The organism is Lysinibacillus boronitolerans JCM 21713 = 10a = NBRC 103108 (assembly GCF_000772935.1).
GTDB classification, from domain to species: Bacteria; Bacillota; Bacilli; order Bacillales_A; family Planococcaceae; genus Lysinibacillus; species Lysinibacillus boronitolerans.
The window spans coordinates 59,378-81,481 of sequence record NZ_JPVR01000067.1 but is presented as its reverse complement, the minus strand read 5'-3'; the positions used below and the strand labels follow the sequence as shown (position 1 = coordinate 81,481).

The window sequence follows — 22,104 nt, the reverse complement described above, 5'->3', positions numbered from 1 at the left end:
GAAAATGGATACGATGCAAGTAAGGTCAAGTGAACGTTTAGATGTGGATAAGTTACATGCCTTTTTAGAGAGCCATTTCCCTGAGCTTCCACAGGATAGGCTTGAAATCACACAATTTAGTGCAGGGCATTCCAATTTGACGTATTGTTTAAAAATTGCTGATTTTGAAGCTGTTCTGCGTCGTCCTCCGCTTGGACCAGTTGCCAAAAAAGCGCATGATATGAAGCGGGAATTTACGATTTTATCGGCACTGCATCCATTTTTACCATCGGTTCCAAAACCATATGTCTATGTAGAGGATCGAGACATTATTGGTAGTGATTTCTTTTTGATGGAGCGCAAAAAAGGTATCGTCCTTGACACACATTTTCCAAAAGGCACAGAGCCAACAGAGGAACTGGCACGTCAGTTGTCCGAGATAATGGTTGATTCTTTAGTTGCATTACATGCGATCCCTTATCAGGACACACCGTTAAAGGAGATGGTAAAGCCTGACGGATTTCTTGAAAGGCAGGTGCATGGCTGGATCGAGCGCTATGAAAAAGCAAAAACCGCAGAACATAAAGAAGTAGCGATTTTAACAAAGTGGTTAAAAAACAATCTTCCCTCCAATAATGAGGCAACCATTATTCATTATGATTATAAATTGAATAATGCGATGTTCACTGAGGACTATAGCGAAATGATTGGTCTTTTTGATTGGGAGATGACAACGGTAGGGGACCCACTTGCTGATGTTGGTGTAGCAATGAGCTATTGGATGCAAGCGGATGACCCGAAAATGCTATTATATGCACTAGGAGAACCACCAGTAACTGTATTACCAGGCTTTTATACCCGACAGCAATTTATTGATCGTTATGCGGAGAAGAGTGGGCGAGATGTGTCAGCCATTCATTATTACAGTACATTTGCTTATTTCAAATTAGCCGTTATTTGTCAGCAAATCTATTATCGCTATGTTAAAGGACAAACGCAGGATGATCGCTTCGCTCAGATGGATAAAATGGTCGCTGCCCTCATACAACAAGCTTCTAAATCAATATAGTTTATGGAAAAACGGTTACTTTTAACAAAGTAGCTGTTTTTTTATAGCCCATTATAACAGATTATCCGACATTAATCTATATAATTAATTAAGCTCACTCGCACAACATTTACTCAAAAAGCATAATAGATCACGTACAAGAAATTAAAAGAGGGGGAACGTTTGTTCTTTTTGTCTAAAGTTGTTAATCAATAATAATTTATTGTTTTTCGATAAAAAATAATTGACTTATAATAAAAATAACGCTATCATCAATAACAACAAGGATTTAATAATATGGAGGAAGAAATAATGAGAAAATATTTACTTGCCACAATTCCGATGATCATGGGGATCGTTTGTTTATTTATAAAAGGCATTTTAGGAGATGAGATACTAGCAGATGGTACGGTAGTAGAGAAAAACTTCTTTCTCATTACATTGAGCTGTTTATTTTTCTTTAGCGGCATACTTACATTCTTGATTATGGCGTTATCTTCTTCATTCAAAAAACATAGTTCCGTATAATAATGCTAAAAACAGGCCCTGAATAGGAGCCTGTTTTTTATAACCATGTTTGATCTAGTTTATCACTATAGTAGTGAATTGCTTTTTTATAATCTTGAATGCCTTGATGATTGGTTGTGCGTAATATAGTGTTCAATAATGTTTCCATTGATTTTGCATGTTCGCCAAGATTATAAAGTGTCATGGCATAGAAGACCTTGATATGCTCCGCCTTCGGGAACTCTTGAATGGCTTGTTCAAAGATCCGTTTTGCTTGCTCGTATTGTCCAATAGTCCGATAGGTGCTCCCTAAACCAAGGTAGGCATCCACTAAAACTTCTGGTTCTAGCCCCAACTTTATCGCTTCTTCATAGTGCGGAACAGCCTCTTTTTCCTGCCCTAACGAATCAAATGTCCAAGCACATTGAAATTGATAATAAGCATTTTGAGGATGTTCCTTGACCAGTGCCACCATGCATTGATTTGCTTCCTCAAGCTGTCCGTTTTTTCTTAATGTAAGAATGTGTTCTAATTGTTTGTCCATTATATTTAACCTCTTCTTTACTTAAGTAACATACCATTCATAAAAACAATCTTCTATCAACAACTCAAATGAATCAGCTATTCGCTTAATTTCTCCACAATTATGATCCTAAAAACATGGCCTGATGGCTCGATGTAAATGGAATTACTCCTACCATCCATTGAAATAAATAGCTGGTTTCTAAAATAGTAGTTGGAGATAGGCTCTCTTTATATTGTTGGCGAAAATCCAGTGTTAAATCGACAACGGTTTCGTTTCCTACAGTTGATCCACTAGAAAAAGCATGAATTGCTAAACCTGCATATGCCCTCCAAACGTTTCAATGAATGCTACATAATTGCATGCAGTTGTTGCTGTGCATCTATTATTTACTTGCAGGTTTACCCACTAACGTTGGATGCTTATCAAAATGACCGCAAACGCCTTATTAGATCTTCCTTTATAGACACGCTCCCTTTATTAAGTATACACGATCCTTCATTGCTAGGAATCTGTGGGAATGATATTGTTAATGTAAATCGTAACATCTACTGAGGTGATAGAATGCTAGAGCGTTCAATAGAAAAAACACGGGAAAACCAAGAGGAAAGGGAGTGATGATACAAAAATAGAAAAGAGGATGAAGATGATGACATATCAAAAACTTATGTGTGATGGATTTGAATTAAACTATTGTATAAAGGGGCAAGGCCAACCAATTTTAGTGGTGGGGAGTAGTGTTTATTATCCACGTCTGTTCTCAGAAGACTTTTACCAACATTTCCAGGTAATTTTTTTAGATCATCGAGGTTTTGGTAAGCCAGCTCAAGCATTTACGCAAGAAGAATATACATTGGACAAAATAGTGAAGGATATGGAGTATGCAAGACAAATCCTTCAGCTAGATGATTTGATTGTTTTAGGGCATTCCGGACATGCATTTATGGCGATGGCATATGCCAAAGCTTACCCCCAGCATGTTCAAAAAATCGTTCTATTAAATACGGCAACAACGAATAGTCAAGAAAGACAGCAGCAAAGCTTGTCTTATTTTGAGGCACATGCAAGTACAGCGCGTAAACATCAATTTGCGCACGATATAGCCTTGTTGGAGCAGGATTTAAAGAAGGAGCCTGAGCGACGCTTTGTTCATATGTGTATTCGTATGGGGGCACATAGCTTTTATGATTATATGTTCAATGCAACCGCTATGTGGGATAACGTTCATCCGAATATGGAAATTATTGATTATCTATGGGGTGTAGCTTTTGCAGAGCAGAACCTTTTACAACAAATACATCAAGTAAACAAGCCGATTTTTGTAGGTCTAGGCAGGTATGATTATTTAGTAGCCCCTATATCATTATGGGATGCAGTGGACCCTATACCTCATGTAAAGAAAGTCATTTTTGAAAAAAGTGGTCATAATCCTATGTTTGAAGAACCTATATTTTTTAAAGAACAACTAATTCAATGGATAAACGAGGGGTAGTCGAATGGCTGGTTATGCTTTTATTGCAATTAACCAGCCTATTTATATCGAAAAGAGGAGAGCCAAAGTATTAACTATCTAAACAAGCTTTGCGTATTGCCTCAATGTTTTGACAGTCCATAATGACTGGCTGTACCGTATCATCGATTTGAAGGAAGTACCCACAGCAGCTTTGCGGAACAAGATAGATAAAGTAAATTCCTAAAAATTGGATGCCATCTGAGAGGTATACATCTACTAAAGTCCCTGGTTCAAAACTTTCTAAGTGACTGCAAATACAGCTTTGACAATGATTTTTAACTTGGTTTTGTTTCTGATATTTTTTTTCAAATTGGGGACTATTATAATATTTGATTTTATAAGAATCTTCCTCAATAATAATAGGATGATCTACGCTGGGAGAGTGACCAAAGTAAACATTCTTTGATTCACAATAGCATTTAGAAAACTTATGATAATTGTTAAATTCCCCATCCATTCGTGTTAAATATCTGTTTCCATCCATTTCTAAAACGCTCCTTTATGATTACAATGTCTTGCTAGCATGAGTCATCTATTTCTAGTCTATGTGAAAGAGCCCTTTGGGAGATGGTAAAATGTCCATTTATCTGTACAATATAAGAAAAGGCTAAACTCATTAGTAGAGTTTAGCCTTTCAAGTCGTAATCGCCTTTCAATAGACCGTATATCTCTAAATCAACAACCCCCTTGCCAGACCATAATGAAGCTTGTCTCAAAAGACCCTCTTTCGAAAATCCATTTTTTAGCAAAACTTTTTTCGATGGTTCATTTAAAGGCATGACTTCTGCCTGAATTCGATTAACATTTACCTCCTCCATTAAAAATTTTACGATGACTGCAACTGCCTCTGATGCAATGCCCTTTCCCCAGAATGCTTCAGCTAAGTAGTAACCAATTGTTACCATATCTACTTTTTGATTAAAGTCCATTGCTTCAATAATTCCTACAAGTTTCTCACTCTGTGATTTTTCGAAGATTCCCCATTTAATTCTGCTTTTTTTCATATAATCACGTTCAAAATGGCCAATCATTTTTTGAACAGTTTGAAGGTTATGTTTTGGGATGATGCCACAATACTCAAATACCTTGTCATTATCATAAATAGCAAATAGCTCTCGTACATGTGAGTCTTCAATTTTTTTAAATTGTAAATTAGCTGAATGTAGAGTAGGGAACTGCTTAAATACTTTCTCAATTATCATCGACCTTGCTCCTTTACTATTCTTTAATGGGAATGTAGATTTTCATTTTCATCTCATATGGATAGATAGATTGCATGACATCGGTTATTTCAAAATCAGGACCCGTATCGCGCTGATAATTAGAATTTGGCAACCATATTCCGTAAATGTAACGTCTTGTATTTTGAATACCTTCTGCAGTGCTATTTAACGTAAATTCCGCATATTTACCCTCAGGAATTTCAAGTTGGATAAAGCCCTTCTCTAATTGTTGCTCAAACGTTTCGACTTCCTCTCCTACAATAAAGGAAAATTGACCATCCTCTTGAAAATTTGTAGAAATGCCATACGCCATATTGGGGGCTACTTTATGTGAGATTTGCTCATAATACTGCTGTTGTCCAAAATCTAAATAAAAGCCTGGAATGTCTGCATAGTACTGTTCGTCTCGTATGGACGTTTTGTATTCATAGCCTACAATACGTTTTTTAGGTAATTGCAGTATTTCTGGTCGCTGCATAGGGAGTTCTCCTTCCAATTTATAATCCAAAAAATTTATTTTGGGTTGAAGTAGTATGGAGTTGGCCCCTTTACGGTATTTAGCAGGTGTGACACCAAAATACTGAACAAATGCCCGTGTAAATGCCTCCTGAGAACCATATTGAAAGTTGATTGCAATCTCAAGTATATTCTGCGTTGTTGTTGCTAATAAGGAAGCTGCTTCAGAGAGCCTCCTATTGCGAATATACTGCTGCACTGAAAAACCTGTAATGGCTTGGAAAAGTCGTTGGAAATGAAATGCTGAAAAGTATGACTGGGAAGAAATATCTGTAATCGTCAATTTTTCCTGTAGGTTTTCCTCAATAAACTCTATGGCGTTTTGAATTCTTTCAAAATAATCCATACCATCATCCTTTCTTAACTCAATGGTACTGTTTAATAGGAAGGGACTTTTGATAATTTGTGCTAATTTGTACATTAAATTGTAATGTATAGGAAATCAATAGAAACATTGATTGAAACAATAAATAAATGTATAATTTAACTAAATTTACAAGAAAGTGAGTGATAGATAATGATAGTCAGCTCTGTTTTCCCATTGAATATAAGAAAGGTGCGGGAGAATAAATAGATTAAATGATTTCTTCCGCAAAAAATCGGAGGAGACAATATGTACAAAAATTATGGACCATTAAGCACAGCACTTTATGATTTTACGAAACCAGTTGGATATTCCCTTGGTGGGGATATTGAATATTACCTAGAACGACTGCAAGGTGTAAAGGGAAAGATACTAGAAGCTGGGGTTGGTTCTGGACGCTTCTTTATTCCTTTCTTGGAAAAAGGCTTTGATATAGAGGGAATTGATTATTCCCCAGAAATGCTAGCATCCTGTCGAAAAAGATGCCAAGAACGGGGATTGACGCCAGTGCTGTATGAGGGAAATATTAGCCAATTCACCTTAGGTCAGCAATACGAAGCCATTGTTATGCCTACAGGCTCGTTTTGTTTAATTGAAAATCATCAAGAAGCGCTAGCATCCTTAACTGCTATGTATCAGCACCTTGTTCCTGGTGGACGACTCCTAGTAGATTTATTACTTCCTACAGACTGGAAAACAGGTGAAATTACAACATCCTACCATCAAATTTCACAAGATGAAGGAATTACACTTGAAAGAAAATCGATTGCCATGAACTGGGTGGAGCAATATACGTTGATGGTTTTAAAATATGAGAAGTGGCAGCAAGGTACATTAAGGGATACCGAACTGCAAAAGTTTTTATTGCGCTGGTATGGGATTGAGGAATTTAAGCTTCTATTACAAAGTGTTGGCTTCTCTGATATAACTTGTTCAGCGAATTATAAGTTCCTTCAACAACCAACTGAAGAAACGTCACTCCTAACATTTGAAGCGGTACGTTAATTAAAATGACCAGTACTCCTTAAAAGAGAACTGGTCATTTTTATGAATTAGTCTAGTTTTAATTTAGTTGCAGTTCCGACTCCTTTTGTATGCACATCGACTTCAATTTGAACTGCAAGCTCTGGATAGAGGGTTAGCCAGTTCTTTTTAATTCGATTCCATGCTTGGTAGTCTTCACGATGTAGTACTTCACTAAATTTTAATAGATCAACTTGATAGGTTTGCTGAATCGTTTGAAGTGTTCTTTCTAATCGTTCCTTGATTTGTTTGCTCGTGACTTTATTTAAAGCATCGATGGTTTTTGATTTTGTTAAATCCAACGGGCAACTTATCTCTGCAACGTTTTGTTCAATATCAAGTTTGATGGAAATTGAAGGTAGATCATTTTGAAAATGCCCCGTCACTTTAGTTGAGGAATTAATAATTTCTGTTGAGATTTTCCCTTGCTCAGGACAGGCAATAATTTCAAATGTGCTTTTTATATGATTATTTAAAAAACTATAATCTCTGCTTTCTTGTTCGGATAAATAGCCGATAAGTTTATAATTTTTAAAAATAGCCAGTCCACCATATTTTAATTGTGCAGGGCTATCAATTTTTTCTATATTCGAGCTAAAATCTCCAGCACCTGCATCACCATGTATATGAATAGAGGGTAAGACGGCACTATGATCTATACTACCTAATGATTGGATTAAATCATCAAGAATAACAGATTCTGTCGCGCCCCATACTGCTTCAGAAACCCTTAGTGATTTAAACATTTTACTTGCAGGAACATCTTCTAAAGGGGTTAAAACACTTAATATTTCTTGGGCAGTCGAATCATGAGAAACGATAATGTTAAAATCACTTCGTCCCTCAGGGTCTCTTTGAAATAAATCCAAAACGCTATTCATGCCTTCCTTAGCCATTTCTTCACCAATAATAATAATTTGGGCATGCGCATAATAGGGCTTTCTTGGTGTCAGCGATGTCAATTTTCGAATGGCTTCAAATAAGGATTTTCCTTTTGCATGGTAGGTATAGACAGGAACTTGATTGCTAGAGGCCTTTTTTGAGGCTACTTGACTTGGGTTAACAATCTGAACAGAAATTTCGAATAGCTCGTCCGATTTATCAACTCCAACAGCCGTAACAATCGCTAATTCGTTTAACTCCCGCTTATTCCAGCATCCACCCAGTAAAAGAAGCACTAATAGCAATAGGATGAATGATACCTTGTGTTTGATGGTGGACACCTCCTCTAGGAAAAGGGCGAAGTATTTCCGATACTATTAAGGATAAGCAAAAGACAGGCAAAATAATCAATAATGGAAATCTCAATGAATCTTTTTGTAGGAGAATAAAATGAAGAACACAAACTGTGAAATGGAGGTAAGAAAAATGAAACAATCCTTATTTAAAGGTGTAGAGGCCATTTTTATTCCAATAAAAGATCCCCAATTATCGGCTAAATGGTATGAGGAAATACTCGGATTTAAGCTTCTATATAGAGAAGAGGGCGCAGCAGTTATGAAGATTACTGAACAATCCCCCACAGTCATTTGCTTAGTAAAAGCTAAGGAGCATCAGCCATGTCATTTTCCAGACAATCACTTTGGTGTGGGGAAATATGTGAACTTCCTCTCTCAAAATATTGAAGAGACATATTTATTTCTAGTGGATCATCATGTTCAAGTCGAGGCTTTAGAAGGAGAAGGGGGTACTAAATTTTTTACCTTCTATGACCCTGATGGGAATCCTTTAGGTGTTTGTCAATCATAATAAGCGGGTCACTGCGTTAACAGTGACCCTAGTAACAAATCTAGGAGGTGTAAGGCTAATTAGCTTTACACTACTATAGTATACTCATTCTCTATATTGAAATAGTTAATTGCCTGGGTAATAAAAAGAAAATTAAGAATTTTATGAAAATAAATAAGTTGGACCTATTTTTTGACAATATGCATATAATGGATAGTTTCAAAAGCACATAAGTAATCTGTTCGGTTTTGAAAATACAGCTCTTGAATCGCTGTTGGAGATAGATGTTCGTATATAAGCAAACCTAATCGATCTAGCATCCTCTCCATGTCCTCATAAGCATAGCATGATTTCATTGGTTCACTACCAACTGCGGCCATGTTGACCATGTTTTCTACTCTATTGGAGAGTCCTTTTTCCGTGAAGAGAGATTCATCAGCATAATCCAAAACAATGGAACTTCCTGATGGAACTAGGGTAAATAGATGATTGAGTAAGCTTGCTAATTCTAATTTTGTTAAGTAATAGGAAACACCTAACAGACTAAAAAATGTTTTTTTAGATTGGAAGCCTTGCTCTACAAATAATGGAGCTTGAAAGTGCTTTGTAAAATCCATCGATACAAAATGCAGATGATTCAAGAGGGGGAGAGAAGCTTTCTGTAATCTTTTCTTTTTGGAAGCCTGTGTTGTGGGATAATCCACCTCAAAAATTTCTAGCATGGTTTGTCCTTGCTGCTGACGATACGGAAAAGTATCCAAGCCAGCACCTAAAATGACATATTGCTCGACACCAAGCTGTATTTCGCTATGCAAGACCCTTTCACAATAAGCAGCACGTGCCAAAGGAGTTGGTGAGAGTTGAACTTGTGTAATCCATTTTATTAATTCCTTTGAATTGTCTTTAAATTTTGTAGCGATATCTTTATTAAAAAATTCAATGCCCTGTATCATATTAGCTTGGATATTTTGATATTCTTCTTGTGAAATCAATTCTTTGGCTACATAATCATCAAAAATTTTCGGTGTATCAAATTGGCTATGGTAAGCTCTACTAAAGGCAGCCACTAATGAAGTGATACTAGATTCCTGTTGATTCATACCAACACTCCTTAACAAAAAATAGGATTCCCCTGGCCAGGAGAATCCTATTATATATAATATTAATTTAAATTTAAATTTTAGCATAAAAATATTTTTTTGTCAAGTATTAGGTGCTGAGAAAGAGGAGTAATATGAAAAAAATAAAATTGCCTTATCTTTACTCTTAGCAGTAATTGTTAGTGGCATAGAAAGATCAAAGCTCTTTTGCTACAGATCTATTAGAAAATTCCACTATAACACTACATCGTATAGATACAGATAAAGAAGATTAGTATGGTAGATGGCGCTGAGGACGTGTTTGATTTTGCAATTTAATTTGTAGCGTAAAAAATTTTTAAGAATGCGTAACTTTTTAAAACATCAGCCGTCTAACTCAGCAGTAGAATACAAAGAACTAAAGCAAACTAGTAACATTCACTTTTCACAAAAGGGCCAGGACTCACATTTTTTCGTGTTCCTGGTCTTTTTGTGTTGGTGGTCCTATATTTTAACGAAAAAATAAAGAATTTATGAAACCTTTAGCCTGTTCATTCGTATTGTAATTTGAATCTAAAGCTAGACAAGATTTAGTAAGATTCACTTTCACTTAAAAGACTAGAGCTTACATCATCATGTGAGAATCTAGTCTTTTTTGTTGTTCAGATATTGTTCAGTATAATATGTTAATCTATGAAAGAAGATTTTTCATAGTCTTCAACCTAAACGCAAAATGACCAGTTCTCTTTAAAAGAGTGACTGGTCTTTTTGTTTCATGTTAATTTAGCAGACTAAGATTCTTCTGCATGTTTGGTTAATAGCACGAAAAAGTTATTAAAGGGAGAAATAAAACCATAGAGACCTGTATGTTTGTAACAGACTAATGCGAGAATGATGACGTGGATTTCATGCTTTAGCAGAAATCATTCAGTTAGTTATGTGAAAATAGCAAATGGGCATCCAACCTATACAGGAACAATCATGGATAAAAGAGACTATGTCATCAGCCGCCTTTAGACAATTAAGAGATCGTGATTTCTTATTTTAATGAAAATAAGAAATACTATAAAATTTGATAGAAGGATTTATTTTCTCGAAAAAACATTAATTCTCCCTAAAATTCTATTGGAAAATATTTTAACTTGTTCAGCGCCTCAAGTTGTCGTAGTATTATAACGAATCAAAACTAAGTTAGTTAGTAAGATTCACTTTCACAATAAAACCAGGTGCTCCCCAAAAGAGAGCAGCTGGTTTTTTGTTTATATGCGACTTGGAAGTCACGAGATAAATGAGTATGAAATATGTAATGAAGTATTAAAGGGAGCCGAATACTCTCCTCTTGAAAACAAAAAAATCCCATCTCTAAAATTTAGAGATGAGAGCTACTGTTCTTTATATATACCTTTAATCTAGCCACTCAATTGAACAATCGTTAAGGAGCGGTTAGCATAACTGGCGACGAAGGAATCTGAAGCTGCACTGGCTCCCACCAAGTCGCCAGCGGCTAATGTAGCTTGAACCACATAGGCTGAGCTACTTCTATTGACAACATTAAAGACTGCAATGCCGTTTAAAAAAATAGGTTGCCCATTGACGGTAATGCTAACTGTGAAAAATGGTTGATCAGGATCAGGTAACGCAGTTGCTTGTGCATTGATCGACATGGTGATTTGATAGACACCGTCATTTTGAACGACCAATTCATTCCCAGATGGGCTAACCGCAACATTTGATAGCGGACCAACCACTTGGAAAGTGACGGGTGTTGCCTCAGGCGATAAAAGGCCCAATGTATCTCCTCTGAGGGATCCGTACGCTAAAACACTTCGATCTGGTGAAGGGACAGGAACAACAGGACCAGGAAGGGCAACAATTTTTGGGAAATATTTCATTTCATTTGGACAACAGTCCTGACATGTATGTTTACCGAACATTCTCTAACCCTCCTCTATACTCTCAATATAAATAGTATATTCAACTCTGTTATCTTTAATTGAACGGACACCTAGGCAACAGATTAAGTTTGTTGATGGTGTCCATTTTGTTAGCAGTATTCCAATGTTTGAGATGTTGAAAGAGAAAATAACTGTTTCAACTCACATTAAAAGAAAGCCCAGTATCAAGTCTGGGCTTTCCTTAGTTAACAGTATTAGAAAAGGCTACTTTCTCGCCTGAATCAGAGTGAACCAACTTTTTCCATTTAATGTACCAGAAACTCTGTATATAGGCTGATAGAAATCTTTTGTATCATACATATACGAGAGCTCTATTAAATCGACAGTAAGTTGATCGCCTTTTTTTATCAATAGTTCTTCTTCTGTTACGAGTGCATTATATTTTATCTGTGGAAATTCGCCATGCTTAATTCGCTCATACACCTCTGCAGGTGACAAAATATTTACTTCATGGACCAACTGATGCTCATGAATATTATACGATAATGAATACATACTACCATCTGGCTTCAAACCGAGGTCTACTTCACCAAGCCAATAATCTTGGTTCAATTCAGCTTGGTCAGGAAGCGTCCATTCAAATACGCCATTATCCAAAGCTGTAAACTCCCCATCTTTAGGAAGGAGAGAAAGCTCATCCATCATGCTCTTTGCCTTCTTCACAAGTGTTTCTTGGACAGCTAAAGAAGGTTGCACTGGCGTATAAAGATCGTCTGTTAGCAACCAATTTCCCTCTGAATTAATATATAACGTATACGAGTTTTCCGCTTTGTCTTTTAATAAAACCTCACGATCACCACTAATTTCCTGCCGACTTAACTCTGATAAATCAAATTTCTTTTGCAACAGGGTCTCAACTTCATCTGTATGCTTTATTTTTTTATACACTGGGGCAACGGTAGACGTTGCATGTAAATCTAATGAGGTGGTTACATCAACTTCCGACATATTCGATTTCGTATAGGCGTTAATTGCTAAATGACCAAATTCCTGCTGAGCGTAGACAATCATCATGCCAACAAAAATTACCCCCATTATGAGAGGTATCTTCAGATTTCCGACTAAACTTTTTATTTTTACTTTTTTATGCTGAACAATAGAAGATCCTAGTCTATATAGCTGGTATCCCATAATCCCACCAAGCGAGTTGTTGATTAAATCATCAAGCTCGAAAATCCCTGCTCCTGTGAGTGTTTGATACGTTTCAATGGATAAAGTTGCAATTACCACTACAGGAAGAAGCCATTTAAACGATTTAAATTTAGTGAAAAGTAGAGGTAAGAAAACGCCTAGTGGCACAAACATTAAAATGTTAAAAATACAATTTTGAAGATCACGTAACGAGTATTTCTTCCATGCATCTATATAGCCACTGAATGGTTGAAGATTCATTTGCATGAAATGAGAAGAACCACGTCCAAAAATCGTTAGTTCACATACAAATACAATATAGCCGATAAAGAGTGCTCCCAGTATCAATTGCTTAAAGTTTATTTTTTTTCGATTTGACTGTTGGTTTTTATGATAGAGGAAATAATAAAGTCCAATAAGTAAGAACTCCGCGCCAATAATAAGGATGACTGGCACCATTAAAATCCGAATGTTATTCATAATATCTGTAACGCCCAAAACAAGATGCTCCTAACTATGTTAATCTATTGTCGACTGTTCTTATTGTAAATGGTAATTATTAATAATTATTGAGAAAAATTATGAAGAATTCTTAAGATTTTACGTAAAAAAGGGGAGGAACAGTTAGGAGATTATCTACAAAGTTTGTGAAAATTGCACGTTTAGAGGCAAAGACAAACCTTGCTGTTTCGAATTATCAGCATAATTTTATGGGCAATAAAGTATAGGTAGGCGTTATTTATAAGACTTCCGTTATATTGTCTTGTCAGTCCTTGTAATCAAAATTGACGTAAACAATTGTCAGAAAATATCAATATACCCTATAATAAATAAAAAAGCTGAGAATAAGAGGTGAACTTATGGGGAAACCAGTAGATTACAATCTATTTCCGGGTTATAAAAACACACTTGACTCCAGACTTGATGAACGTAAGGAAGAATTTATTGAGGAACTAGAAAGAGCAAAAGTTGATGGACATATACTTGAATTTGAGAAAACACCAGAAGAATTGCCCCAATAGTAAGATCAAAGCATCTTGAAAAAGATGCTTTTTTCTTTTATTTAGAGCTTGTTTCTATGTATAAATTGGCTTTTCACTTCAAGGAGCTCTTCCTTTTTAAGCGATAATAATTGAGAGAAATGTCAATAATCAATAGGATGTAAAGTACACTAAATACATTTAAAGTTAACGAAGGCAGAGGGAAAATGACATCTCTAATCAATATTAGCCAAATAGTGGTGGATACTAAAACAATAGTATCCAATAAAATAACCATAGTATGTTTATGGGCTTTAAAAATAAAATTAAATACAATTAATCTTACTAAAATTGGTGTCGTGAAGAAGTAAAATGAATAGATCTGTGTAATTTCTTCTAGGCTCACATGCATCTCCCTTTGGTGTTATTTGAGTTAAATAAGCGGCAGCAAACAAAAATAGGACTATTAAAAGTAGTCCTATTTCAAGAGTGTAACATATAAATGTCTATTTTTCCATTTTACGTAAATAGGCAAGCTGTCCAATATGATAGGCATTATGGGTCGCGGCATTTGATATGATGGCCCACCACTCCGCTTTCACAGGAAACCCATTCACGATAGATAAAAGTTGTTCTTCCTCAATTAATTCTTGCCACTTAAGCAGGATATGTAATAACTTTTCTTTTAATTCAAAGAAAGTTACTTCATCTTTAACAAGAAACGTATTTGCATTATTCGCTTGAAAAGGGGCTTTTACTTGATTTTCCCTATATCGTATTTGCCAAATTTCATTCCAATAGATTAGATGCTGGACAATTTCAGCCATACTATGACTAGAAGAATCGGGTTTCCAAAAGGCTTCTGATTCAGATAGCCCTTCTACGACTTCAGAAAATGAGATATACCAACTTCGGTCATTTGCATTAGCTAAAAGTTGATCTAACAAAATGGTTTTAGCTTCCATCATTCACGTTCCCTTCCAAAGTATTTTTCAAATAGTATAACATTCTGAAGTTGGAATGTACGGATGAATTTGGTGCAAAAAAAAGCTGTAGCTTATTAGAGCTACAGCAAATATAGGAGAGCGTTTTAACAATTGAAAAGTTCCTAAAAAGAGGCAAATCAGCTTCTATTTTCAGCTTTTTCTGATTCATCTTTTTTACTTCTAAGCAACAAGGCCATGAATAAGAAACTGGCTACCCAAAAGGCAAAGAATAAATTTTCTAGTAAAGCCCAATGCCCATTTTTAATATAATTCCAAATAGTTGTAATTAAAAATATGATAATAAAGAATGAAATATATAAGCATTTTCCGAATGTAGTCACATTAAGCACCTCTATTTTTAATCATCAAACAGTAAGAAATGAAGACCGTAAAACCCCTGTTTCCTTCAATATGGGTAATACACTCAAGGTTAGTGTGTGTAAATTATGGTAGCTTATACATCCACCGAAAAGTTAGACGCTATCAATTTTGACAAATTATTTTTTTAGCAATTGTAAATCGTTATTTATAGAAGGAAATCATTTACTTTTGCTAAACTTATGAAATAGATGGAAGGGAGGAAATAGCGTGAGACAGTATGCCAACAAAGAAGAATTGATTAATACGATTAACGAAAAGTATAAAAAATATATTGCAGAATTTAAAGATATACCAGAAAACTTGAAAAACAAACGGATTAAAGAGGTTGATAAAACGCCGTCTGAAAATCTTTCTTATCAACTTGGTTGGATAAATCTTTTGCTTCAGTGGGAGCAAAAAGAACAACATGGAGAAGAAGTACATACGCCTGCAGAGGGCTATAAGTGGAATAATCTAAGTGGATTGTACAATTCTTTTTATAAACAATATGGAGAGTACTCTTTGAAGGAACAACAATCAATGCTTAATGAAGCTGTCAATCATTTATGTGAGTGGTTAAATACCCTTTCAGAAAAGGAATTATTTGAAGTTGATCAAAGACGATGGGCAAAAACACAAGCGAATTGGCCTGTTTGGAAATGGGTGCATATTAACTCAGTCGCTCCATTTACAAACTTCAGAACCAAAATTCGTAAATGGAAGAAGATAAACCTTTAAAAGAATGGATGTTCTTTACAATACAAAACAAACGGATTTACTTTAGCCTTCCACTAATGGAGGGCTTTTTTATGCACTTTGGCAGCAATGATAGGCTATTGTATCTCGATGCTTCATACGAATGATTAATTATTGGGGAAAGGAGAGATGGTTAGGAATGAGTCAAGAAACAATCTTTCAACGAGCTGACCACGTCTAAGTAATTATATCTCCTCGACCATTTCAATGCTTCTGTACAAAAGTAGTGAAGGGTTTCTTTGTCTGCCAGAGCTGAGCTGGTACATTAGCGCTTTTGTTCATACGAGAATTTATGAGAAAACTACTATTCTCATGACTATTGTAAAAGATAAATATGTACTATTTTACATAGAATTTAGAATATTCATATTAAATAACAAAGTATTTATTATTTTTCTGTTAAAATTATTATGTTAAACAATATTTTGGGATTGTTTGATAATTACCAGTAATTTTGTTAATAGGATTGAGAATGTATCTTTATTAAACATGAATAGGAGGGATTACTCTAAGTATTTACATGCATTAACAGCTTCAGCGGTAGTAGTAGCACCAATTACATCTGAAGCTAGTAGTTTCAAGGATGTACAGTAATTGAATAATCACTTCTATGTAAACAAGTTAAGGAACAGATTATTTTAGATTAAAATCATAAGGAGCTAAGCGAATGAAGAAATATGAATGTAATATCGTTACCAAAATAGCGTTATCATTTTTACTTGTAATTTCGATGATTTCACCTTACTTCACAGTTGTAAGGGCCGAAACAGAAGCTATTGGAGTGGGGGAAGCGGTCAATCAATTTGATCCAACCATAGTTAAGAGTAATGTTACTGTAGAAGGATATATAGTAGGGTTTGCCAAAAGTGAAACTTCTTATTCTGTGATAGCAGATAGTGACACAAATATTGCCATTGCCGATACACCGGGTGAAACAGATGTCACGAAAATGCTGTATATTCAATTACCAAGCTCCTATAGAGCCAATTTCGGATTATTTACTAATCCAAGTAATCTTGGGAAAAAAGTTAAAATAACAGGTTCACTAGAAAAATACTTTAGTAACCATGCAGGGCTAAAATCACCAACTTCAATTGAGTTTGTTAGGGACGATACAACTGAACCAAATCCTCCCGAGACTGAAGTAACCATTGCCGAAGCTCGTGCAGCTGTTGGAACTGACCGCACAGTTCAAATTCAAGGGACGGTTACGACAACACCTGGTAGCTGGGGAGGCAAGGCCTTCTATGTACAGGATGAGACAGCAGGGGTATATGTCTTCTCTAGTTCTGCAGAAGCAGGGAGCTTAGCTGTCGGAGATATTGTCAAAATCACAGGGAAAACTAGTTTATATAGTGGAGAAGTTCAATTTAATTCTCCAGCAATTGAACGGATTTCTACAGGGATAGCACCTGCACCGCAAACAGTGACTCTTCCGATTGATGACAGTTTACAAGGTGAATTAATTACACTTGAAAATGTGAAGATTAAAGATTTAGCGCCATCTGGTACGTACGGTACATTTGAATTTAAAGCAGTCGATGCAGCAAATAACGAGCTGTTAATTCGCCATGATAATCGTACAGGCTATCAGTTCTCTCAGTTTGAAGCAGATGGATTCAATAACAATGATGTCATCACAGTGACAGGGATTGCGTCAATTTTTAATGGGACATATCAATTAAAGACGTTAAGCGCGGAAAGCTTCCAATTAGTATCAAACTATGAGTCAACTCAAGTAGGGAATATTAAGGCTTTTCCAGCAGCAGGCGAAATTTATGCAGGAACAAAAGTAACATTATCTACAGATACACCAAATGCAACAATCTATTACACAATCGATGGTTCTGAACCGTCAATAGCTAGTGAGGTGTATGATGCAGCAGCGGGTATTGTTGTAGATAAAGCAATGACTATAAAAGCATTTGCTACTGCAACAGGCCTAGATGATAGTCACATTGCATCCTTTAATTATACAGTGAAAGAAGAGCCAACCGTTATATCCATTACGGAAGCTCGTAATAAAGAAATCGGTCAAACAGTTATCGTAACAGGTATTGTGACAGCGAAATTAGAAACGGCTACAGCGCACATACAAGATGATGGTGCGGCGATAGCTATTTATCCTGTGGATAGTCTTGCCGCAAATGTCGGTGATCGGGTGACGGTGCAAGGTCAAGTAGCTGAATATAGTGGTCTAAAGCAATTAACGAATATTTCACTTGTTGGCATGCCTGTTCCATCGACAATACCAGAGCCACACATTATTAAAAGTAATGAGGTTGCAGAAGACAATGAATCGAGACTCGTTACAATTAAAAATGTTGCCATTACTGGTTCGGGTCAAAACTTTACAGGAACTGACGAAGTAGGAACTTTTGCTATTTACGATAAAACACGAGACTCAGGTTTAGTGAGTGGAAAAACGTATGGGGAAATTACAGGGATTGTGGGTCAATATACAAATCACCAACTGCTCCCACTTCGCATTATTGAGGATGTAACAAAGGTGCAGGATATCAAAGCTTCTCACGTCGGGGGCGTAACAGCTGGCACGAAAGTCTCCCTTTCAACAATGACTGAAGGCGCAACGATTTATTACACAGTGGATGGCTCAACACCAACAACAGCTAGTGCAAAGTATACAGAGGAAATCCTTGTTAATAAACCAATGACGCTGAAAGCGATTGCGGTGAAAGAAGGTTTAACAAACAGTGCGATTGCTACATTTGTTTATGAAATTATTGATACTAAAAATGCCAAGATTAGCGATATTCAAGGAGCAAGCCATAAATCACCATATGTCGATTTAACAGTAAGTGATGTAGAGGGCATTGTAACATTCGTTATAAATTCAACAAGCTTTATTATGCAAGAAAACGAGTCGTCATTTGATGGCGTAAAATCAACTGCTATCAAAGTAAATAAGACAGGACATAATGTAGCTGTAGGGGACCTTATTAAAGTATCAGGAAATGTAATAGAGGCGGGTGGCAACTCTCGATTGACAGATACACAAATTTCAGCAGCCAATATTACAAAAACAGGTACAGCAGGAATTCCAGAAGCCCTTGTGATAGGGAAGGATCTGTTCCCGCCAAATAAAATTATCGATAATGATAGCTTTGCGATTTTTGACCCACAAGAAGATGGCATCGATTTTTGGGAATCCATCGAGTATATGCTGGTATCATTCCCAGATGCGCGAGTAATTGGACCGATTTATAATAATGATTCTCCAATTGTTGTACCGAGCACAACAAATAATACATTCAATGTGAATGGTGGTTTAAATATAGCGGCCGATGATTATAACCCAGAAAAAATTATGCTTGAAGGGGTAGCTGGGAAAAATTATGATTCAGGTGATCGTTTTAATGAAGCCCTTATCGGATTTGTAGAAAATTTTACAGATGGCTATCGACTGAACACAAATAAAGTCTTCCCAGAGGTGACAAAAGCGAATCTTCAGCAAGAAGTGACGCATCTTGAACCAGTAGCGGACAAGTTAAATGTCGCTTCCTATAATATCGAAAACTTTTCAAATAATCCTGCCAATACATCAAACGAAAAAGTAGCCAGAATTGCAGCGACATTTGTGAATAATATGAAATCACCAGATATTATTACATTAGTCGAAGTTCAAGATAATGATGGGCAAACTGATTCAGGAAATGCAGATGCATCGGAAAGCTATCTGCGATTAATTCATGCAATTAAAGCTGCGGGTGGGCCTGCTTATGATTGGATTGATGTCATGCCAATTAACAATACAGTAGGTGGTGCACCTGGTGGTAATATTCGTGTAGGCTACCTATATAACCCGGAGCGCGTTTCATTAGTGTCAGGTATAAAGGGGATGGGTGATCAAAAAAATACATGGACAGCAGATGGTAACCTTACTTTAAATCCTGGCTTTGTTGATCCATCAAAATTTGTAGATACACGAAAACCAATTGCAGCGGAATTTGAATTCCAGAATGAACGTGTAGTGATTATCGGAGCTCACCTAAATTCTAAAGGTGGGGATGGTTCACTTTGGGGACCAACTCAGCCACCAGTGCTAGAATCAGTTAAGAAACGTATTCAACTTGCTCAAGCCATCAATGATTTTATCGATGAAGGACTTGCCGTTAATCCAGATTTAAATATCATTGTAGCAGGGGACATGAATGACTTTGAATTCACACCAGCGCTTGAAACGTTAAAGGGTGATATTTTAACGAATATGGTAGATAAAGCCCCAGAGCAAGATCGTTTTACGTACTTTTTCCAAGGAAACAATCAAGTGTTGGATCATATTTTAGTTTCGAATCATCTTGCTGACGTTACAGAAATTGACTTGATTCATATAAATGCGAACTTTACAGAAGCACAAGGCCGTGCATCAGATCATGACCCAGTATTAGTTCAAATTGATTTGAAGGCAGGGAATGTGGAAATCCCTACACCAATCATACCTGAAAATGTATACAACTTTGATAACTACAAAACAGGTAAATTAATAATGAATCGTCCAAGTATTTCGCTAACGTTAGGGAAAAATACGAATATTAAAAATGGAATTGCGGTATTTAGTGAATATGCAGAATTCCATGGTGAAGGATTTGCAGACAAAACAGTAACGATTAGTCCCAAAAAGGGAAATGCAATTATTGACTTCAAAGGTACGAAAATTGGTGAAATTATTATCGAAGGAAAAAATGTGAAAGAAATTCGAAATTTACCTGATGGAGCGACCATTACGTATACTAAAGGGGCTTCGGCAGAGCAAATTGAGTTTAAGTAGTAACTAAAAAACAATCCAGCACTAGTCTATATTGGATTTGGTGCTGGGTTTACCTATAACATTGAAAAGTTGTTGAATAATCATATAAAAATAACCAAGTATTCATATGAGTACTTGGTTATTTTTTACTTTTTATAAAGCCCATATTAGGAAATAAAAAATTTTAAACCGATAATTAAAATAACGAACCCTGAAATCTTTAATGTCTCTCCATTTTCAGTGATATTTATTAGTAATTCAATCTATCATCCCCTTATTATTTTACTCCACACCAAAAATCAATATTAGAATTCAACCTTTCTTTCAATGCAATAAATTTAGTTGGAGGTAAATGAGGGACACATTATATGTATAAAATTATTTATAGAAGTTTAGATGGTAATGAATAGCATATTAGAAAAATCGTTATTTATTTTAACTATCAAGAAAAGCATCCCTCTATGTTTCACCGTTCCAATTTTCTTAGAGAAAAAACCCAACCAAATCAATTCTTTGGTACAGATGAAAGAATAAATGACTATGGCAAACAAAAAGCATTGCAACAAAAGCAATGCTAAGTACGTGGAGTTTTTGACAACTTTACTACATTAAAAACAAAGCCTATAAATCCACAAATAAAGAAAATATACGCTACTAGTATGGACATGGCTTCAAAATTGTTAGTAAAGATTCTATATCCTCCTAAAGTAAATAAAGCCAAACCACCAACCGAATTAAGTAATATTTTATTTTTGTCAGTCAAAAAACACACCTCCAAATAATGGTATGTATATATGTTAACATAAATTAAATATTTAGTTAACCCATTCTATTTTCATTTGTGAGTGTCATAAAAACAAAGGAACTTTACTGAACATTACTTTAAATAGAATGATAATCCTATTACTCACAAAATATGAATCACCGACTGTAAAAATACATTTTCGTTCTAATTCAAGGTGGTACAGGAGGAATAGAGTAGGAGTGAGATAGATTTTCGGATATGCACGGGGATTAACTGGACAATTTGAAGTTCATGTCAAAAAGAAAATGTGCTGTAAGGAGGAGAGAAGCTGGAGGTAAATGAATGAATATGGAAAGCCCTATAACAGTGTACAGGGCTTTTATAATCTTAACATTAAAGTCTAAAGAATCGGTGTTAGTTCTGAGTTCACAAACCGTTGGGCAGCAATAATTACACCTGAAGCTGTTCGTCCATAAACGCTATATATTCCACCATTTTGATTTGGAACAATTTCAACTTCATATTGAGCTCCAACTACACCAGGCGTTACAAAAGTAGATCCATTAGCAATAGCAGCAAAAGGAGTTGTTGATAATAATTGTCTTGACCCATCTAGTCTAAAAACTCTTACTACGCCAGTTAATAAACCTCCCGTAAGGTTGAGAATTTTGACACGAACACTAGCTGCATTAGCTGGTTGATTTCCTGTATTTTCAATTGGGCCAGTAGTTAAAGGCATTTATTTCACCTCCAAATAAACAAAATTTGTATAATCTGCAGATTATATTTTCATAGTATGTAGTATTCTGTATACTCTCTAGTCTTATTAATCATTTCTATAAATTAAAGAAAAGTGTGGGTTGGTTTAGTAAGTAATGTGACATATGTAAGAGAAGGTTAACCTGTTTTTCATGACATAG

At 35.7% G+C, this 22,104-nt stretch carries 20 protein-coding genes; 8 read left to right on the top strand and 12 right to left on the bottom strand.

The features are described from left to right. Positions 1-4 precede the first annotated feature (4 nt). Complete coding sequence (locus CD31_RS06980) at positions 5-1,048, top strand: phosphotransferase family protein (protein ID WP_036076442.1); 1,044 nt, start codon at positions 5-7, stop codon at positions 1,046-1,048. 291 nt (positions 1,049-1,339) lie between these two features. Then, on the top strand, positions 1,340-1,555 hold the full coding sequence (locus CD31_RS06975) for a DUF3955 domain-containing protein (RefSeq protein WP_036076441.1): 216 nt from the start codon (positions 1,340-1,342) through the stop codon (positions 1,553-1,555). A 37-nt stretch (positions 1,556-1,592) separates the two neighbouring features. On the opposite strand, the gene CD31_RS06970 is transcribed toward CD31_RS06975, so the two are convergent. Further along, complete coding sequence (locus CD31_RS06970) at positions 1,593-2,078, bottom strand: tetratricopeptide repeat protein (protein WP_036076440.1); 486 nt, start codon at positions 2,076-2,078, stop codon at positions 1,593-1,595. Positions 2,079-2,703: 625 nt separating this feature from the next. Between CD31_RS06970 and CD31_RS06965 the strand changes: the two genes are divergently transcribed. Next, positions 2,704-3,549 carry an alpha/beta hydrolase gene (locus CD31_RS06965; RefSeq protein ID WP_036076439.1) on the top strand — a complete coding sequence of 282 codons (846 nt, stop codon included), beginning with the start codon at positions 2,704-2,706 and terminating at the stop codon, positions 3,547-3,549. 70 nt (positions 3,550-3,619) lie between these two features. Here the strand turns inward: CD31_RS06965 and CD31_RS06960 are convergent, their stop codons facing one another. The 3 genes from CD31_RS06960 to CD31_RS06950 all read right to left on the bottom strand — a co-directional run bounded on the left by CD31_RS06960 (position 3,620) and on the right by CD31_RS06950 (position 5,655). Then, entirely contained in the window at positions 3,620-4,054 is a 435-nt protein-coding gene (locus CD31_RS06960; protein WP_036076438.1) for a hypothetical protein, read from the bottom strand. 142 nt (positions 4,055-4,196) lie between these two features. After that, complete coding sequence (locus CD31_RS06955) at positions 4,197-4,772, bottom strand: GNAT family N-acetyltransferase (RefSeq protein WP_036076437.1); 576 nt, start codon at positions 4,770-4,772, stop codon at positions 4,197-4,199. 16 nt (positions 4,773-4,788) lie between these two features. Beyond that, positions 4,789-5,655: an AraC family transcriptional regulator gene (locus tag CD31_RS06950; RefSeq protein WP_036076436.1), complete on the bottom strand. Its 867-nt coding sequence runs from the start codon at positions 5,653-5,655 to the stop codon at positions 4,789-4,791. Between the two features lie 267 nt (positions 5,656-5,922). On the opposite strand from CD31_RS06950, the gene CD31_RS06945 reads away from it, so the two are divergent. After that, complete coding sequence (locus CD31_RS06945; RefSeq protein WP_036076435.1) at positions 5,923-6,678, top strand: class I SAM-dependent methyltransferase; 756 nt, start codon at positions 5,923-5,925, stop codon at positions 6,676-6,678. Between the two features lie 47 nt (positions 6,679-6,725). On the opposite strand, the gene CD31_RS06940 is transcribed toward CD31_RS06945, so the two are convergent. Next, positions 6,726-7,919, bottom strand: a complete 1,194-nt coding sequence (locus CD31_RS06940; protein ID WP_052125337.1) for a Ger(x)C family spore germination protein — start codon at positions 7,917-7,919, stop codon at positions 6,726-6,728. 145 nt (positions 7,920-8,064) lie between these two features. Here CD31_RS06940 and CD31_RS06935 point away from each other — a divergent pair, with 145 nt between their 5' ends. After that, positions 8,065-8,445, top strand: coding sequence for a VOC family protein (locus tag CD31_RS06935; protein WP_036076434.1), 381 nt, complete (start codon positions 8,065-8,067; stop codon positions 8,443-8,445). Between the two features lie 164 nt (positions 8,446-8,609). Here the strand turns inward: CD31_RS06935 and CD31_RS06930 are convergent, their stop codons facing one another. From CD31_RS06930 to CD31_RS06920, 3 genes are all read right to left on the bottom strand, one after another. Continuing rightward, a complete protein-coding gene (locus tag CD31_RS06930; RefSeq protein ID WP_036076433.1) occupies positions 8,610-9,524 on the bottom strand; it encodes a class I SAM-dependent methyltransferase in 915 nt (304 codons plus the stop codon). A gap of 1,388 nt (positions 9,525-10,912) precedes the next feature. After that, the gene (locus CD31_RS06925) at positions 10,913-11,437 is read right to left on the bottom strand and encodes a hypothetical protein (RefSeq protein WP_036076432.1); all 525 of its coding nucleotides are present in this window, start codon (positions 11,435-11,437) and stop codon (positions 10,913-10,915) included. A 225-nt stretch (positions 11,438-11,662) separates the two neighbouring features. Further along, the gene (locus CD31_RS06920; protein ID WP_036076431.1) at positions 11,663-13,087 is read right to left on the bottom strand and encodes a VanZ family protein; all 1,425 of its coding nucleotides are present in this window, start codon (positions 13,085-13,087) and stop codon (positions 11,663-11,665) included. A 362-nt stretch (positions 13,088-13,449) separates the two neighbouring features. Between CD31_RS06920 and CD31_RS23500 the strand changes: the two genes are divergently transcribed. Continuing rightward, entirely contained in the window at positions 13,450-13,611 is a 162-nt protein-coding gene (locus tag CD31_RS23500; RefSeq protein WP_016993949.1) for a hypothetical protein, read from the top strand. Between the two features lie 464 nt (positions 13,612-14,075). Here the strand turns inward: CD31_RS23500 and CD31_RS06915 are convergent, their stop codons facing one another. Together CD31_RS06915 and CD31_RS06910 are read right to left on the bottom strand one after the other, a co-directional pair. Beyond that, on the bottom strand, positions 14,076-14,537 hold the full coding sequence (locus tag CD31_RS06915; protein WP_036076430.1) for a DinB family protein: 462 nt from the start codon (positions 14,535-14,537) through the stop codon (positions 14,076-14,078). A 155-nt stretch (positions 14,538-14,692) separates the two neighbouring features. Then, positions 14,693-14,896 carry a hypothetical protein gene (locus tag CD31_RS06910; protein ID WP_036076429.1) on the bottom strand — a complete coding sequence of 68 codons (204 nt, stop codon included), beginning with the start codon at positions 14,894-14,896 and terminating at the stop codon, positions 14,693-14,695. A gap of 247 nt (positions 14,897-15,143) precedes the next feature. On the opposite strand from CD31_RS06910, the gene CD31_RS06905 reads away from it, so the two are divergent. Together CD31_RS06905 and CD31_RS06900 are read left to right on the top strand one after the other, a co-directional pair. Then, on the top strand, positions 15,144-15,653 hold the full coding sequence (locus tag CD31_RS06905; protein ID WP_036076428.1) for a ClbS/DfsB family four-helix bundle protein: 510 nt from the start codon (positions 15,144-15,146) through the stop codon (positions 15,651-15,653). 685 nt (positions 15,654-16,338) lie between these two features. Further along, positions 16,339-20,460, top strand: coding sequence for a chitobiase/beta-hexosaminidase C-terminal domain-containing protein (locus tag CD31_RS06900; RefSeq protein ID WP_036076427.1), 4,122 nt, complete (start codon positions 16,339-16,341; stop codon positions 20,458-20,460). A 553-nt stretch (positions 20,461-21,013) separates the two neighbouring features. Here CD31_RS06900 and CD31_RS06895 read toward each other — a convergent pair. Together CD31_RS06895 and CD31_RS06890 are read right to left on the bottom strand one after the other, a co-directional pair. Further along, on the bottom strand, positions 21,014-21,211 hold the full coding sequence (locus CD31_RS06895) for a hypothetical protein (RefSeq protein WP_244905067.1): 198 nt from the start codon (positions 21,209-21,211) through the stop codon (positions 21,014-21,016). A 373-nt stretch (positions 21,212-21,584) separates the two neighbouring features. Further along, on the bottom strand, positions 21,585-21,923 hold the full coding sequence (locus CD31_RS06890) for a hypothetical protein (protein ID WP_016994200.1): 339 nt from the start codon (positions 21,921-21,923) through the stop codon (positions 21,585-21,587). Positions 21,924-22,104 lie beyond the last annotated feature (181 nt).